General features: G+C 67.9%; 13 protein-coding genes. 8 read left to right on the top strand and 5 right to left on the bottom strand.

What is annotated here, in order from left to right:
- Positions 1–53: 53 nt before the first annotated feature.
- From IEX37_RS06840 to IEX37_RS06825, 4 genes are all read right to left on the bottom strand, one after another.
- Positions 54–1202 (bottom strand): glycosyltransferase, encoded by a 1149-nt coding sequence (locus tag IEX37_RS06840; RefSeq protein WP_188755517.1) that lies wholly within the window; start codon positions 1200–1202, stop codon positions 54–56.
- Between the two features lie 8 nt (positions 1203–1210).
- On the bottom strand, positions 1211–2893 hold the full coding sequence (locus IEX37_RS06835; RefSeq protein ID WP_268236524.1) for a WecB/TagA/CpsF family glycosyltransferase: 1683 nt from the start codon (positions 2891–2893) through the stop codon (positions 1211–1213).
- Positions 2890–3591 (bottom strand): glycosyltransferase, encoded by a 702-nt coding sequence (locus IEX37_RS06830; RefSeq protein ID WP_188755515.1) that lies wholly within the window; start codon positions 3589–3591, stop codon positions 2890–2892. Before IEX37_RS06830 ends, IEX37_RS06835 begins: the two co-directional genes overlap by 4 nt.
- An 861-nt stretch (positions 3592–4452) precedes the next feature.
- Positions 4453–5307 (bottom strand): CPBP family intramembrane glutamic endopeptidase, encoded by an 855-nt coding sequence (locus IEX37_RS06825; protein WP_188755514.1) that lies wholly within the window; start codon positions 5305–5307, stop codon positions 4453–4455.
- 32 nt (positions 5308–5339) lie between these two features.
- Here IEX37_RS06825 and IEX37_RS06820 point away from each other — a divergent pair, with 32 nt between their 5' ends.
- The 4 genes from IEX37_RS06820 to IEX37_RS06805 all read left to right on the top strand — a co-directional run bounded on the left by IEX37_RS06820 (position 5340) and on the right by IEX37_RS06805 (position 9956).
- Positions 5340–5960 carry an arsenate reductase/protein-tyrosine-phosphatase family protein gene (locus tag IEX37_RS06820; RefSeq protein ID WP_188755513.1) on the top strand — a complete coding sequence of 207 codons (621 nt, stop codon included), beginning with the start codon at positions 5340–5342 and terminating at the stop codon, positions 5958–5960.
- Between the two features lies 1 nt (position 5961).
- Positions 5962–7506 (top strand): sugar transferase, encoded by a 1545-nt coding sequence (locus IEX37_RS06815; protein ID WP_188755512.1) that lies wholly within the window; start codon positions 5962–5964, stop codon positions 7504–7506.
- A gap of 75 nt (positions 7507–7581) precedes the next feature.
- Positions 7582–9036 (top strand): tyrosine-protein kinase domain-containing protein, encoded by a 1455-nt coding sequence (locus IEX37_RS06810; RefSeq protein WP_188755511.1) that lies wholly within the window; start codon positions 7582–7584, stop codon positions 9034–9036.
- A 5-nt stretch (positions 9037–9041) separates the two neighbouring features.
- Positions 9042–9956, top strand: coding sequence for a hypothetical protein (locus tag IEX37_RS06805; RefSeq protein WP_188755510.1), 915 nt, complete (start codon positions 9042–9044; stop codon positions 9954–9956).
- A gap of 32 nt (positions 9957–9988) precedes the next feature.
- Here the strand turns inward: IEX37_RS06805 and IEX37_RS06800 are convergent, their stop codons facing one another.
- Positions 9989–11290 (bottom strand): UDP-glucose dehydrogenase family protein, encoded by a 1302-nt coding sequence (locus tag IEX37_RS06800; RefSeq protein WP_188755509.1) that lies wholly within the window; start codon positions 11288–11290, stop codon positions 9989–9991.
- A 198-nt stretch (positions 11291–11488) separates the two neighbouring features.
- Here IEX37_RS06800 and IEX37_RS06795 point away from each other — a divergent pair, with 198 nt between their 5' ends.
- The 4 genes from IEX37_RS06795 (at position 11489) to glmM (ending at position 14557) form a co-directional block, all read left to right on the top strand.
- The gene (locus tag IEX37_RS06795) at positions 11489–12073 is read left to right on the top strand and encodes a YdcF family protein (RefSeq protein ID WP_188755508.1); all 585 of its coding nucleotides are present in this window, start codon (positions 11489–11491) and stop codon (positions 12071–12073) included.
- A gap of 171 nt (positions 12074–12244) precedes the next feature.
- A complete protein-coding gene (rplM, locus tag IEX37_RS06790) occupies positions 12245–12691 on the top strand; it encodes a 50S ribosomal protein L13 (RefSeq protein ID WP_188755507.1) in 447 nt (148 codons plus the stop codon).
- A gap of 25 nt (positions 12692–12716) precedes the next feature.
- On the top strand, positions 12717–13187 hold the full coding sequence (gene rpsI / locus IEX37_RS06785; protein ID WP_308421664.1) for a 30S ribosomal protein S9: 471 nt from the start codon (positions 12717–12719) through the stop codon (positions 13185–13187).
- Positions 13188–13201: 14 nt separating this feature from the next.
- On the top strand, positions 13202–14557 hold the full coding sequence (gene glmM / locus IEX37_RS06780) for a phosphoglucosamine mutase (RefSeq protein WP_188755506.1): 1356 nt from the start codon (positions 13202–13204) through the stop codon (positions 14555–14557).
- Positions 14558–14579: the final 22 nt, after the last annotated feature.

Genomic DNA, 14579 nt, shown 5'->3' with positions numbered 1-14579 from the left:
CGGTATCGCGCTGCTGCTGCTGCCCATGCGCCCCGAGGGCTCGCCGAGTCCTCTTAGTCAACACCGCTCACCTCGCGATAAATATTGATGAGTCGGTCGGTTAGGGGACGCCAGGCGAAGTTCTCGCTGGCCACTCGGCGCGCGGCGGTGCGCCAGGCGGTGAGCTCCTGCGGTGCCATGGAAGCGAAGTGTCGCACGGCGGAGACCCAAGGGTGCACGACATCGTGGGGAAGTACGAGGTCTGCCGCGAGGAGCTGAGCGATCTCCGGGAGACCGCCACGGTCGGCTACCAACGGGATGGCTCCCACGGAGAGTGCCTCCGCCGCCACCCGGCCGAACGGCTCGGCCCAGACGGACGGGACCAGCAGCGTGCGGGATGTCGCCATCACCTCCACCGCAGCAGGCTGCGGGAGAACCCCCAGCGATTCGACGTTCTCGGGCCAGCCAGCCGCACCGTTCCAATCTCCCCGCTCCGTCCCGACTGCAGCGAACCGCAACTCCGGGGCCCGTCGGGCGGTTTCGAGGACCGTTTCGATGCCCTTCTCCGCGACTGCACGCCCAACGAACACGGCGTCGTACCGCAGAGGCGTCGGGGCCGCTTCAGGCTCGGGTATCGTGACGATATTGGGCTTGACGAAGACACGCTCGCCGACCAGCTGCGCCTTGAGCGGCTTCTTCATCGCGTGGCTCAGCACAATGTAGGCACGCTTGGCCGAGCGTCTCGATAGCGAGGCATCGCGAACGTTCACGGCGAGCGCACCGGCGGACGCGGCTCGACTGCCGCGGTAGCACCCGCGCGCGATACCGGGTATGCCCGTGGCGGCGCTGTGACAGACACGGCAATCTTCTCCGTCGTAGCGCAGGGTCGCTGCAAGACACCGCAGGCGATAATTCCGCAGGGAACGCACCCATGGGACACCGGACTCCGCGGCTGCGCGCAGCACGCCAACGGATAGGGAAGGGAACAGGTTCTGCAGGTGGAGTACATCGGGTCGGAACCTCGCGATCTCCGCCTTGCAACGCTCGTATTCCTCCCGGCCGGTCAAGAGTTTGACAGCCTGTTTCCGTGCGCTGGCGCTTTGAAGGCCCTCATTGTCGCTCAGGAGTAGGCGCGCCTCTACGCCCGCTCGCTGCAGGCCGTCGAACTCTTCTCGCACTGAGTGGTACTCACCTCCTGCAACGATATAGTCGTTGTGGAACATGAGTACCCTCATGGTCTGGCCCCCCGAAGCTCCTCACGCGCGAGAACCCAGAGGAACTGGAGGTTTCCGAGCGTATATCGACGCCACAGCCGACGAGGCTCCTTTGCGAACCGGTATAGCCATTCGAAGCCAGACCCCTGCAGCCACGATGGCGCGGGCCGCACGGTTCCGGCGACGAAGTCGAACGCGGCGCCGACACAGACTGCCGTGATGCCCAGTCGTGACGTTACCGCGGCGGCGAGGATGTCCTGCTTCGGGGTGCCCAGGCCGATCCAGATCACATCGGCTTTGCTCGTCGCGATCAGATCGAGATACTCCTCGATCGCCTCGTCGTCGAGCGAGCGCATTGGCGGCGAGTATCCATCGATTGTCGTGATATCGACCCCGTCCTCTGCGAAGGTGGCCATGATTCTGTTGAGACTGTCCTCGGTCCCGCCGAATAGCAGCTGGCGGTATCCACTCGACGCGAGGGCAACCACGCCCTCGCGAAACAGTGTCGGCCCGCGTGTTGTGTCGCGCGAGCCGCCGGGGCGACGTGATAGCGCGATGCTGAGGGGGACGCCGTCGACGAGGTTAGTCGCCGCAGCGGTCCTGAGTGCCCCCGCGAGCCGCGCGTCCTGCTCGGCTAGAGCGATGGTCCAACTGTTGCAGAGATGCACATGCGTAGGCTCGTGCTCTCCGCGCACTGCCGCCTTGAGCGCGGCGATCGCGCGCGGCACAGTCCCCTGACGGAAAGACATGCCGTTCCAGGCGACCTTGTTGAGCGTCCCGCCGGCCCCAGGCACGCTGTTGTCCGCCGATGCGCGCGCATACTCGATGACCTCCCGACCCCAGCCGGCCCCGGCGTACCCGAGGCCTCGCGGCAGCGTCACGAGCATTGCCTTCCAAGGCAGGCGACCTGCGAGGAGCTCGCTGACAGCGACCGGAATTGCTTTGATGCTGCGCAGCACGCCGCCCGCCACGATCGCGATGCCCGGACGGTCGCGGCGGTCCAGGCGGCCGAGCACGTTCCCGCCGCGTTGGGAGCGGCGCCACAGCCAGCGGCGCGAGAGTCGATCCTGAGGCCACGGCTCGTCGACCCACGCGGCCGGCTCCCACGCGAAGGTCATCCCGAGGTCGCGTGTCACGCGCCGAAAGAACTCGCTATCGCTGCCACCCGTGAGCGAGAACTCCTCGCTGAAATGGGGCTGACCAGCGCCTCTCCATGCGCGCAAGTCGATGGCGACATTGTTCGTCGCAGGCAGGCCATCTGCCGAACCAGCTCGTTGGACGGGGCGCTGCAAGACACCTGAGCGTGCCCACGCAGGTGAGGTCTCCGGCAGAAGCGTGCGGACGGGCCCGCCCACGATGTCGACCTCCCATCTAGCGAAGCCGGCGAGGAGCGCGGCCAGCCACGGGGGAGGCGCGAGCTCATCGTCGTCGATGAAGACGAGAACGTCGGCATCGTCTGGTAGGGCGTCCAGCACCTTGTTGCGGCCCGCAGCGATTCCCGGGGTCGCCTCGACGAGATACTGCCACTCTGAGGGGAAGTCCTCAAGGACTGGGCGCGCGCTTTCCGCGGGGTCGTTGTCGACGACGATGACGGTGAAGGGCGGGGCAGCCTTCTGCTGAAGGAGGGACGACAGCATAGCCCGCAACGGCTCGGGGCGTCGGTATGTGGTCACCCCGACCACGACACGGCAGTCTGTCATTTCTGGATCCCGGGAATCGCATAAGCCGTGGCGAGGGTCCGCTGGAGCGAGTCGGATGTGTGCCCTCGAAACGCGGGCAGGGAGAGCGATTCGGCGCGGGTTACGGCTTTGGCCAGCGCCAAGGGAAGCGGGGCGCTCGTGTCGGCGACTACGGCGTGGTCGGCTGCCATAGCGGAAACGCCGCCATATGGCAGGCAAACTACGGGCCGGCCTGCACCGGCTGCCTCGGCGGCGGCCCAGGGAGCGGAGTCGTGCAAGCTGGGGAGTGCGAAGACGGCGGACTTGTTCATGAGCTCCAAGGTGTCATCGCGATCGAGGCGGCCGTGGAAAATTACGCGGTCACGATACGGCTTGGCGGCTTCACGATACGGGCGGGCGTCTGTGCCGGTCCCAGCGATGTGCAGAGTCCACCCTGGCAGATGCTCCATCGCCTGGATCAGCGGGAGCAAGCCCTTCCAGGCGACGCCGCGGCCGGCGAAGAGTACGGTGCGTGGCTCTGGTGAGCGATGCGCTGGCCAGGAGTCATAGTCGAGAGCGGCGTTGCTCGACTGCAGGACCATGCCGGGCTTCAGCGGCGCGAACCCGAGCGCCGCGTCGGGGTTCAACGCAATGGCGACATCTATACGACGGCGCAGCAACCGGTGCGCCAGCCGCCGAGACGCTGCTGTCAGAGCACTGCGCAGCGCCTCCGCGCGCATGCCCGCCCCTACTACCGCGGCCGTTACCTCCTTCGGAGGGTACGTTGCGCCACCAGCGGGCCCCCATACCCAGCGCTCCCCATCGCGCTTGCGGAGGAAAGCGAGCGGAATAGGAAGCCAGTCCGACGCGTAGGTAGCGTGGTGCACGACGGAATAAGAGCGTGAGCGGCGCAATGCGCGTGCCTTGGACGCCGAACGCAGGATCCAAATGGCGTAGTTCGCGTACGTGGGGAGCGTGCCTGACCGTGGCCCTGCTAGCACGACGGTGACATTTGGACCGAGTTGGGCGGCGAGTTTCGAAGGTTCCATGGAACTCGGGCGGGTGATCACGGTGACCTCGTCGCAGATTGCGGATGCTGCACGTGCCAGCGCCGCGCCTGCTCCTGGCTCGCTGCCCCGGCCGGGTGTACAGGCGTAGGCGAGGATAAGTGCTCGTGTCCGCCTCCTCGCGGGCTTTTCGCCTGCCGCGTTCACGCTGTACCTCCGGGGGGATGGTGGCGGAGCCACATGTCTTGCTCGGGATCGGGCACTGACACGGAAGCGGTCGCTATCGGGGCCTGACCCGAAGCGTGGACACAGTGTCATTTAGATTTTGCCGCTTTCGCGAGGATAGCGGATGCGGTTGTCTAGTAATCTGTAGGGTGATGTCCCCGATCGGGGAGTGCCCGCGGAGAGTTGTCGCGGCTCACCCGTCGGCACATCGCTTGGCAGCTCCTCGGCCGTCGAACGTCCCTCGAGCGCGCACACCGAGTTCACTACCGATCGAGCTCGCAGGACTTCTAAGTACGCGACTCGCGTCAAGTGAAATCCACGCGCGACCTGCCGACTGCTGACGCAACCTAGGCTCACCGGGTGCCAGCGCTAGCCTACAAACGCTGTTCCGGCGAGCGAGAGCAATAGTCCCGTACCGTTGAAGAACGCGTGCATCAGTACGGCTCCCCAGATGCGCCCGGTCAGCAACACGAGCGCTGCGGCGACCAGGCCGAAGAGCGTGAGAGTGGCGGGGGCCTCCCAGGAAACGGGCGGGCTCACGATCATGTGCAGTGCGACGAAGGCCGCGGACGACGCCACCAGCGCCAAGCTTGCCCCGTCGAGTCCTCGCCGCGCGATGCGGTACACCGCTACGAGGATCACCCCACGGAAGAGGAGTTCTTCGAGCAGAGGAGCTAGCAGGATAGGGCCGAGGAGCCCCGTCAGCGACCAGAGTCCAAGCGGTGTGCCGCTCATCTGTCCATGGCTCGGTAGCGCCCCGTCCCCTCCGGCCGCGACGGCCAGCCAGCCCTGCACAAGGCGGAGAGCCAGTCCTAGCGTGACGCCGTAGAGCAGATCGGACGGTCGGAAGCGCAGGAGTCCTCGCGGGCGCGTTCGAACGAACGCTGCTATCAGGGGCGCGGCCATGCCGGTCCACAGCGCGGTCGAGGCGAGAAGCGTACCCGCAGGGCCAGAGACGAGCGTCGGGAGCAAGATCGAGAGGATGAGGCCCGCGCCCACGCTCAGCGCGGCCCAGCCAATCAGATCGGTATCCCACTTGCGTGCAGTGCGACTGCCTTCCAGCCATGTGCGCGTACTGGTCGCGGAAGACCGGCGGCGGGAGCGCGGCTCCGTCGCGAATCCAATATTGTCTGGCGCCACCCCCCCCGAGGCCGTGCGGTGGCCCGGGGCGATGGGCGTCACCACAGCCTCGGACTGCTCGCTACGATCGTTCTCGGAAAGCACACAGCAACGTTATCCGGGAAAGGCAGGACTTGATGCTCCGAGTTCTGACTGTATGCACCGGAAACGTATGCCGTTCGCCCCTCGCGGAGGTGCTGCTGGCCTCTGCGCTTCCCGCGGACCGAGTCGAGGTGCGCAGCGCGGGAATGCGCGCGCTCGTCGGTGACCCGATGACGCCCGAGACGGTGGAACTTGCTCATAAGTTTGGGGGCGCCTCTGCGCGTGTAGTGGGCCACCGCGCGCGACTCGCGACCGAAAGCGTGCTGCAGGAACCCGATCTGATCATCGGTATGGCGCGCGAGCACCGACACGCCGTGGTCGATCTCATGCCCAGTCGGTTGCGTGCGACGTTCACGTTGCGCGAACTGGCGCGCCTGGCGCGCGAGGCGACGGACGCCGAACTGCAGGAAGCCGTCTCGGGCAGTGATGATCCCGTCCAACGCCTGAGATCCGCGCTGGCGCTGCTCGCGAGCCTGCGGGGCGTCGTGGAGCCGCCGGTTGATCCCGCTGAGGACGACGTCGTCGACCCGTACTTGCGCGATGCCGAGGTCTACCGCCGTGCAGCATCTGAGCTGGTGCCCGCGGTGCGCGAGGTAGCCCGGCTCTTGAGTATCGTCGCAACGGAACCGCACAAGCCTGCCGGCGCGGGAGTGTGACATGACATCCCCACGCTCTCTCGCTGAACCGGCTTCGACCGCGCGCGAAGTGACGGCGTTTGAGTACGCGGGGGGGACATCGACGAGGATGCAACGGGACGATGATGCTCGATCGCGAGGATCAGACTGGCGCCGCCGGTACGCGCTGGGTCTGTTGATCACCGACGCAGCCGCCGTCATCTGGGTCGTGTTTGGAACGCAATTCGCCTGGCTCGGCTTCGAAGCCGACCTCAATCTGCCCGGCACGAACGCGACTGCAGCATACACGCTCTTCTCGGTTTTTCTCATCATCGGCTGGCTCATCGCGCTAGCTCTGAAAGACACCCGCGATTTCCGGATCATCGGCGTCGGATGGGCCGAGTACAAGCGCATCGTCGACGCGAGCTTCGTGCTCTTCGGCCTGGTCGCGATCGGCGCGTTCCTGTTGCAGGTCGACCTGGCGCGTGGGTTCCTGCTTGTCTCCCTGCCGTTCGGCGTCGTCATCCTCATCACGGTGCGGTGGCTGTGGCGGCAGTGGATCCACGTGCAGCGTCGCCAGGGGCGATACGCCGCCAAAGCGCTGCTGGTCGGCTCACCCGCCTCAGTGGCGCACATCGCCCGCGAACTGCAGCGGGAGCCATGGATCGGCTACCACGTGGTAGGCGCGTGCGTGCCCACGGGCAGGATCGGCGGGACGATTCCCGGCACGGAGATACCGGAGATGGGCAGCGTCGACGCCGTGCCTCAGGCGCTCGAGGCCTCCGGCGCCGACACCGTGATCGTCACGAGCACCGACGAACTGCCCGCCGAGAAGGTGAAGCAGATCTCGTGGGGGCTCGAGGCCGGTCGACAGCACCTCGTGCTCGCCCCCAGTCTCGCGGATGTGGCCGGTCCGCGCATTCATATGCGCCCGGTCGCGGGACTACCGCTGATCCACGTCGAGACGCCGCGCTTCTCGGCCGGGCAGCGCTTCGTCAAGCGATCGCTCGACCTAGTCGCGAGCGCCGTCGGCGTGCTGATCCTGAGCCCCCTCCTGTTGGCCCTGGCGCTGGTGGTCAAGCTGACCTCGCCCGGACCCGTGCTGTTCCGGCAGATCAGGGTCGGCTACCACGGGCGCGAGTTCACGATGTTGAAGTTCCGTTCGATGGTCGTGGACGCCGAGGCCCGGCTGGCGGAGTTGCGGGAGCGCGCCGACGCCGGCAATGAGGTCTTGTTCAAGATGCGCGACGATCCGCGCGTGACCCGGGTGGGCAAGTTCATGCGGCGCTACAGCCTCGACGAGTTGCCGCAGCTGATCAACGTGATCCGCGGGGACATGTCGCTCGTCGGCCCGAGGCCGCCTCTGCCTCGTGAAGTGGAGCAGTACGCAGATCATGTGCATCGCCGATTCCTCGTCAAGCCGGGCATCACCGGGCTGTGGCAGGTGTCGGGACGGTCCGCCCTCTCCTGGGACGACACGGTGCGGCTCGACCTGTCGTACGTCGACAACTGGAGCCTGATGGGCGATCTTGTGATCCTCTTCAAGACCGGGCGCGCGGCCCTCGCCCCGGGCGACACCGCGGCTTAGCTTGACGCTCGGTTATCAGCGACAGGTCCGCGTGCGCGTGTGTGGGAGGATTGTGCGCACGAACTAAGGGGAGCCGTGGAACTCAGCGAATACCTCCGCATCCTGCGGAAGAACTGGATCGTCGTGGCCGTCATCGCGTTACTTGGTGTCGGGTCGGCGGCGGTGTACTCGCTCACCCGCACGCCAATGTACGAGTCGAGCAGCCGGATCTTCGTCTCCTCGCAAGGCGGTTCGTCGCTCGGTGAACTGCAGCAGGTGAACTCCTACGCGCAGGCGCGGATGACCTCTTACGTGCAACTGGCCACCTCGCCCACCGTTCTCGATCCCGTCATCAGCGAGTTGGGGCTGGGGGACTCTGCGGCTCAGCTCGCGAGCCGATTGACTGTGACAAACACGGCGAACTCGCTGGTTCTGAACATCGCGGTGGCGGACACCGACCCTACGCGCGCGGCCGAGACTGCGAACGTAGTCGCGGACAAGCTCGGCGAGGCGATCGCGGAGGTTGAGACGATGCCGGACTCGCAGGCAAGTCCCGTCAAGGTGACCACTATCCAGCCCGCCCTCGCTCCTGGGGGACCCGTGAGTCCGAACGTCCCCCTTAACCTCGCGCTCGGCCTGTTGGTTGGCCTTGCGCTCGGCGTTGGCTTCGCCATCCTCCGGACGGCGCTCGACACGCGGGTGCGTTCGACGCGCGACATCGAGGCGATCACCGACAGCCCTATCATCGGGGCCATCCCGATGGATCCGCGAGCCAAGGAGCGGCCGATCATCCTGCAGGCCGACCCGCTCAACCCGCGCAGCGAGGCGTTCCGCATCATGCGCACCAACCTGCAGTTCCTCGACCTCGAGGGCGATGGGCACAGCTTCGTGATCACGTCCAGCGTGCCGAGCGAGGGCAAGTCGACCACCTCCATCAACCTCGCTATTGCGCTGGCTGACGCGGGTAAGCGCGTGGTGCTCATCGACGCGGACCTGCGTAAGCCCAAGGTCGCCGACTACCTCGGCGTCGAGGGCGGCGTCGGGCTCACCGACGTGCTGATCGGCCGCGCCGAGCTCACCGACGTGCTGCAGAAGTGGGGCCGGCGCAGCCTGTACATTCTGCCGTCCGGCAAGATCCCGCCGAACCCGAGCGAGCTGCTGGGTTCGACCCGCATGGGTGAGCTGCTCGAGGCCTTCACCCGTGACGCCGACATCGTCATTCTCGACGCCCCGCCGTTGCTGCCGGTCACCGACGCGGCGGTGCTGGCGAAGCGGACGAGCGGCGCGATCCTGATCGTGCACGCCGGGCAGACCCAGCGCAACCAGCTCTCGAGCGCCATCGACGCGCTCGAGACCGTGCATGCCCCGGTCGCGGGCATCGTGCTGTCGATGATTCCGACGAGCGGGCCCGACGCGTATGACTACGGGTACACGTACGGGTACGGGTACGGGTACGAGCCCGACGAAGTTCCCGCCGCACCCACCGCCCGCGCCGCGAAGGGTCGGCGGGGTCGTCGCAGCGAGGACGACGGACTGCGCGACTCCGCCTGAGGATGATGGCCGGACAGCCCCGCACGAAGACGTGGACGGGCATCGCGATCCTCGCGGTGCTCGCCGTCGTCGTCGCCGTCTTGATCGTGCTGGCGATGCAGCGCGTCGCGCGTGACCCCGGTGCCGCCCCCATGCCACCTGCGACGGGCATCGGGACAGAGTCACCGACGCCGACGACCACCCCGACACCCACGGTCACGGCGCCGCCGGTCGTGGCACGCGACGACGAGCGGCTGCTCGCGGTCGGCGCCGGCGGCGTGCTTTGGCGTGCGGTGGCCGGCTCGTGCGAGGCCGGTGTCGAGCCCCTGCTCGAGCGTTCGGTCGACGACGGAGTGACGTGGACCGACGTCACGCCCCGGTATCGGGGGATCACTCAGATCATGAGCCTCGCGCCCTTCGCCGCCGATCAGGCTGAGATGGTTGCGACGATCGCGGATGGCGCCGACCCCTGCGCGACGCGCGCCATGCGTACGTTCAGCGGTGGCGAGTTCTGGAGCGACTACGACGACGTGCTGGCCGCCTCCACCTTCCTGGCGTTCGACCGGAGTGCCGTCGTGGCGCCGGGCGCAGAGCTCCCTGTGCCGTGCGCCGAGCCGCGCAGCTTCCAGCGCGCGGGGGACCTGATCGCGGCCGTCTGCGATGGCGACGCCGTGGTGTGGGACGGCGCGAGCTGGCAGCCCGCGGGCCCCGCTGACGTGGTGGCCGTGGCGGGGGAAGGCGGGGCGTTCGTCGCTCTTCACGCGGCGGCCGACTGCGAAGGCCTGGCGGTGTCCGTCGTCGCAGAAACCGGTGCGTCCGGTGTGCCCGTGTGCAGCCCGGACCTCAGCCCGGCCGCCCCGACTGCCGTCGCCCTCACGGATGGCGGCGTCACCGTGTGGCACGGTGACGAGGTCGTGACCGTGGCGATGCCGACGAGCTGAGCACGACGGCGCCCGTTCTTGAGGCGGAGCGGTCAGCGCCCCATGCCGGTGTAGCTCCAACCCGCCGCGCGCCACTCGGCCGGGTCCAGCACATTGCGGCCGTCGAAGATGACCGGGCGGGAGACGAGCGCGGCGGTCGTTTCCGGGTCGAGCTGGCGGTACTCGGCCCACTCGGTGACGAGCACCACCGCCTCCGCTCCCGCCAGCGCCTGCTCGGCCGTCTCCGCGTACGTCAGCTGGGGGTGCATCTGTCGGGCGTTGTCCATGGCCTCCGGGTCGTGAGAGACGACCTCCGCGCCGAGCCCGTTGAGGCGCACCGCGATGTCGAGAGCGGGGGAGTCGCGGATGTCGTCGCTGTCGGGCTTGAACGCCAGGCCGAGCACGGCGATACGCCGCCCGTACACCGGGCCGTCGAACGATTCGACCACCAGGTCGACGAGTCGCTGGCGCCGGCGCAGGTTGATCTCGTCGACTTGCTTCAGGAACGCCACCGACTCGCCCCTGCCGAGCTCCTCGGCCCGGGCGGCGAACGCGCGGATGTCCTTCGGTAGGCATCCGCCGCCGAAGCCGACGCCGGCGTTGAGGAAGCGGCGGCCGATGCGGGCGTCGTGCCCGATGGCATCGGCCAGCTGCGTGACGTCCGCGCCGACCACCTCGGCGATCTCGGCCATCGCGTTGATGAAGCTGATCTTGGTCGCTAGGAACGAATTGGCGGCGACCTTCACCAGCTCGGCGGTCGCGAAGTCGGTGACGAGCCGGGGCGTGCCCGCATCGAGCGCCGCGGCGTACACCTCGTCGAGGATCGCGGTGTCCTCTTCCTTCGACTCGGCGGCGGTGCCGTACACGAGCCGGTCGGGCTCGATCGTGTCCTTGACGGCGAAGCCCTCGCGGAGGAATTCGGGATTCCAGGCGAGTCGAGCCCCGCTCTCGGCGAACAGCTCGGCGAGACGAGCCGCGGTGCCGACGGGCACGGTGGATTTGCCGACGACGAGGGACCCGGGTTTCACGTACAGCCGCAGGGAGTGCGCCGCGGCGTCGACGAAGCGCAGGTCCGCGCCAGCGCCGTCCTTGCGCTGGGGAGTGCCGACCGCGATGAAGTGCACGTCGGCGTCGCCGACCGCTGCCATATCGGTTGTGAAGGTGAGCCGGCCCGACTCCAGTCCGCTGGCGAGGATCTCTGCGAGGCCGGGCTCGAAGAACGGCGTCTCGCCGGCGGCCAGCTTGGCGATCTTGGCCTCGTCGACGTCGACGCCGACGACATCGTGGCCGAGTGACGCCATTGCTGCGGCGTGCACTGCTCCGAGATAACCGCAACCGATCACGCTCAGCTTCATGGGGGCAGTCCTTGGGGTAAGGGGGAATGAGTGAGTGCGACAGGCCGCAGTCTAGGGCGTATTCGTGACGTGAATTCAACGGCCTCATCCCGCGCGACGAATTGCGGATCGGCGCACTCGCGCCCCCGCGCATTCGTAGAGTGGTATCGCGACTCATCGGCGAGGCGCGCCTCCCACCGCCACCCGAGGAGCGATCCGATGAATGTCTCCGCGCCGGTCCGGCCCGCCGTTCGCCGGCGCCGCCGGTACGTGGGGGTCGCACTGGCCGTGGCTGGGGTGATGCTGCTCGCGTGGGCGGCGTTCGGCATCCGGATCGTCCTGTTCCCGCAGCACGATCCGGTCGAGCGATCCGACGCGATCGTCGTGCTCGGCCCGGTGCCGGAGTGGCGGCAAGACATGGCCGCTGAACTGGTGGACGAAGGCTTGGCCGACACCGTGGCCTACACGTCCTTCACCCACAGCCTGTCCGAGGCATACTGCGACCCGATACGGCCAGGCGTCGAGACGCTATGTTACAAGCCGGATCCGCTCACGACGCAAGGCGAGGCGGCCTGGGTGAAGGACCAGGCCGCGCAGCGCGGGTGGGAGCGCGTGATCGTGATCACGATGGACTCGCACATCGAACGCTCACGCTTCATCTTCAACAACTGCGTCGGCGACGACCTCGAGGTCGACGTCACGGGGCGCCGCAACCCCTCGGAAGACCTCGAGTTCCTCGTGTGGCAGTTCTTCTACCAGACCTTCGCCTTCGCGAAGGCCGTCTTCGTCACCCCGGGCTGCTGAGCCGTCGAGTCGCGCTCGGGCGTGTCGTGCGGTAAGCTAGGTCTTTGGTGCCCACTGCGGGCACAGCGAACGTGAGCCCTCCACCGGCTGATTGCGACGATGTCGTCGGCGCAATCGCCCCCGGAGCGGGATTCACGAACGACTCCGTTCGAATCAGAAAGCAGCACTATCGTGACGCGCACTTACACCCCGAAGGCCGGTGAGGCCCAGCGCGAGTGGCTCGTGATCGACGCCACCGACGTCGTCCTCGGACGCCTCGCCTCGCACGCTGCCGCGCTCCTGCGTGGCAAGCACAAGGCCACCTTCGCCCCCCACATGGACATGGGCGACTTCGTCATCATCGTGAACGCCGAGAAGGTGGCGCTCACGGGCCAGAAGCTCCAGCAGAAGCTGGCCTACCGTCACTCGGGCTACCCGGGCGGCCTCAAGTCGGTCAACTACGCCGAGCTCCTCGAGAAGAACCCGGTCCGCGCTGTGGAGAAGGCCATCCGTGGCATGCTCCCCAAGAACAGCCTCGGCCGGCAGCAGCTCTCCAAGCTGAAGGTGTACGCCGGTGCCGAGCACCCGCACGCCGCGCAGCAGCCCAAGACGTACACCCTCGACCAGGTCGCGCAGTAAGCGCCGCCCGACATAAGGATTCATCGTGGCGAACGACATCGACACCCAGAACTACTCGACCGAGACGCCGGCCGCCGAGGCCGCCGTGGCCGAGCGCCCCGTCCTCAACGTCTCCGGCGCCGCCGTGGGCCGCCGCAAGCAGGCCATCGCACGCGTGCGCGTCGTCCCGGGCTCGGGCACGATCACGGTCAACGGCCGCACGCTCGAGGACTACTTCCCCAACAAGCTGCACCAGCAGCTCATCAACGACCCCTTCACCGTGCTCAACCTCGGTGGCGCGTACGACGTGATCGCCCGCATCTCGGGCGGTGGCCCCTCGGGCCAGGCGGGCGCGCTGCGCCTCGCCATCGCGCGTGCGCTCAACGAGATCGACCGTGAGAACAACCGCCCGACCCTCAAGAAGGCCGGCTTCCTCACGCGCGACGCCCGCGTCATCGAGCGCAAGAAGGCTGGTCTGAAGAAGGCCCGCAAGGCCTCGCAGTTCTCGAAGCGCTAACGAGCGGATCTCCGATGCCGCTTTTCGGCACGGACGGTGTGCGAGGACTCGCCAATGACGTCCTCACCGCCGACCTCGCTCTCTCCCTGGCCCAGGCGACCGCGGTCGTCCTGGGCCAGGGGCGTTCGGCCGAGGCCCGACGCGCCGCGGGGCGCCGAGCCACGGCCGTCATCGGTCGCGACCCCCGCGTCTCGGGTGAGTTCCTCAGCGCCGCCGTCGCGGCCGGCCTCGCCTCGTCGGGCATCGACGTGTACGACGCCGGCGTCATCCCCACCCCGGGCCTGGCGTTCCTCGTGGCCGACCGCGACGCCGACTTCGGCGTGATGGTCTCGGCATCGCACAACCCCGCGCCCGACAACGGCATCAAGATCTTCGCGCGCGGCGGCGTGAAGCTACCCGACATCGTCGAGCAGCGCATCGAGCGCTACCTCGACGCGCCCAAGCTGCAGCCCACGGGCGCCGAGGTCGGCCGCATCCGCCGATTCGCCGATGCCGAGGACCGCTACGTCGTGCACCTGCTGCAGTCGCTGCCGCACCGCCTCGACGGTCTGCACGTCGTGCTCGACTGCGCCCACGGTGCCGCCGCCGGCGTCTCGCCCGAGACGTTCCGCGACGCCGGTGCCCGCGTGACGGTGATCGGCGCCGACCCCGACGGCATGAACATCAACGACGGCGTCGGCTCCACGCACCTCGAGGAGCTCTCCGCCACGGTCGTGCGCGTGGGTGCCGACGTCGGCATCGCGCACGACGGAGACGCCGACCGCTGCCTCGCCGTGGATGCGCAGGGGCGCGTCGTCGACGGCGACCAGATCATGGCGATCCTCGCCGCCTCCATGCAGGAGCGCGGTGCGCTTCGCGACAACACCCTCGTCGCGACCGTGATGAGCAACCTCGGCCTGCACGTCGCCATGCGCGAGCGCGGCATCACCGTGAAGCAGACCGCCGTGGGTGACCGCTATGTGCTCGAGGCCATGAACGAGGGCGGGTACTCCCTCGGTGGTGAGCAGTCGGGCCACGTGATCATGAGTGACTTCGGTACCACGGGCGACGGGCTGCTGACGGGGCTGCACCTGATGTCGGAGATGGCGCGTACCGGGAAGACTCTGGCAGAGCTGGCGGAGATCATGACGGTGTACCCGCAGGTGCTCATCAACGTCAGGGACGTCGATCGGGAGCGCGTGTCGGACGGCGGTGTGCAGGAGGCGGTGCGGGAGGTGGAGGCCGAGCTCGGCACCACAGGTCGCGTGCTGCTGCGCGCGTCCGGAACCGAGCCGCTCGTGCGCGTCATGGTGGAGGCCGCCGACGAAGCTTCGGCGCAGCGATACGCGGAGCAGCTGGCGGATATCGTACGGGAACGGCTGGCGTTGTAGGGCGTCGTCCAACTATCGGCCA

This window comes from Microbacterium album, from assembly GCF_014643695.1.
GTDB classification, from domain to species: domain Bacteria; phylum Actinomycetota; class Actinomycetes; order Actinomycetales; family Microbacteriaceae; genus Microbacterium; species Microbacterium album.
This window is presented reverse-complemented; position numbering and strand designations above follow the sequence as displayed.

What these genes read in the sequence shown, in the direction of transcription:
- IEX37_RS06840 (WP_188755517.1), bottom strand. Translation starts at nt 1,202, where the DNA reads ATGTTCCACAACGACTATATCGTTGCAGGAGGTGAGTACCACTCAGTG.
- IEX37_RS06835 (WP_268236524.1), bottom strand. Translation starts at nt 2,893, where the DNA reads ATGACAGACTGCCGTGTCGTGGTCGGGGTGACCACATACCGACGCCCC.
- IEX37_RS06830 (WP_188755515.1), bottom strand. Translation starts at nt 3,591, where the DNA reads ATGCGCGCGGAGGCGCTGCGCAGTGCTCTGACAGCAGCGTCTCGGCGG.
- IEX37_RS06820 (WP_188755513.1), top strand. Translation starts at nt 5,340, where the DNA reads ATGCTCCGAGTTCTGACTGTATGCACCGGAAACGTATGCCGTTCGCCC.
- IEX37_RS06815 (WP_188755512.1), top strand. Translation starts at nt 5,962, where the DNA reads ATGACATCCCCACGCTCTCTCGCTGAACCGGCTTCGACCGCGCGCGAA.
- IEX37_RS06805 (WP_188755510.1), top strand. Translation starts at nt 9,042, where the DNA reads ATGGCCGGACAGCCCCGCACGAAGACGTGGACGGGCATCGCGATCCTC.
- IEX37_RS06800 (WP_188755509.1), bottom strand. Translation starts at nt 11,290, where the DNA reads ATGAAGCTGAGCGTGATCGGTTGCGGTTATCTCGGAGCAGTGCACGCC.
- IEX37_RS06795 (WP_188755508.1), top strand. Translation starts at nt 11,489, where the DNA reads ATGAATGTCTCCGCGCCGGTCCGGCCCGCCGTTCGCCGGCGCCGCCGG.
- glmM (WP_188755506.1), top strand. Translation starts at nt 13,202, where the DNA reads ATGCCGCTTTTCGGCACGGACGGTGTGCGAGGACTCGCCAATGACGTC.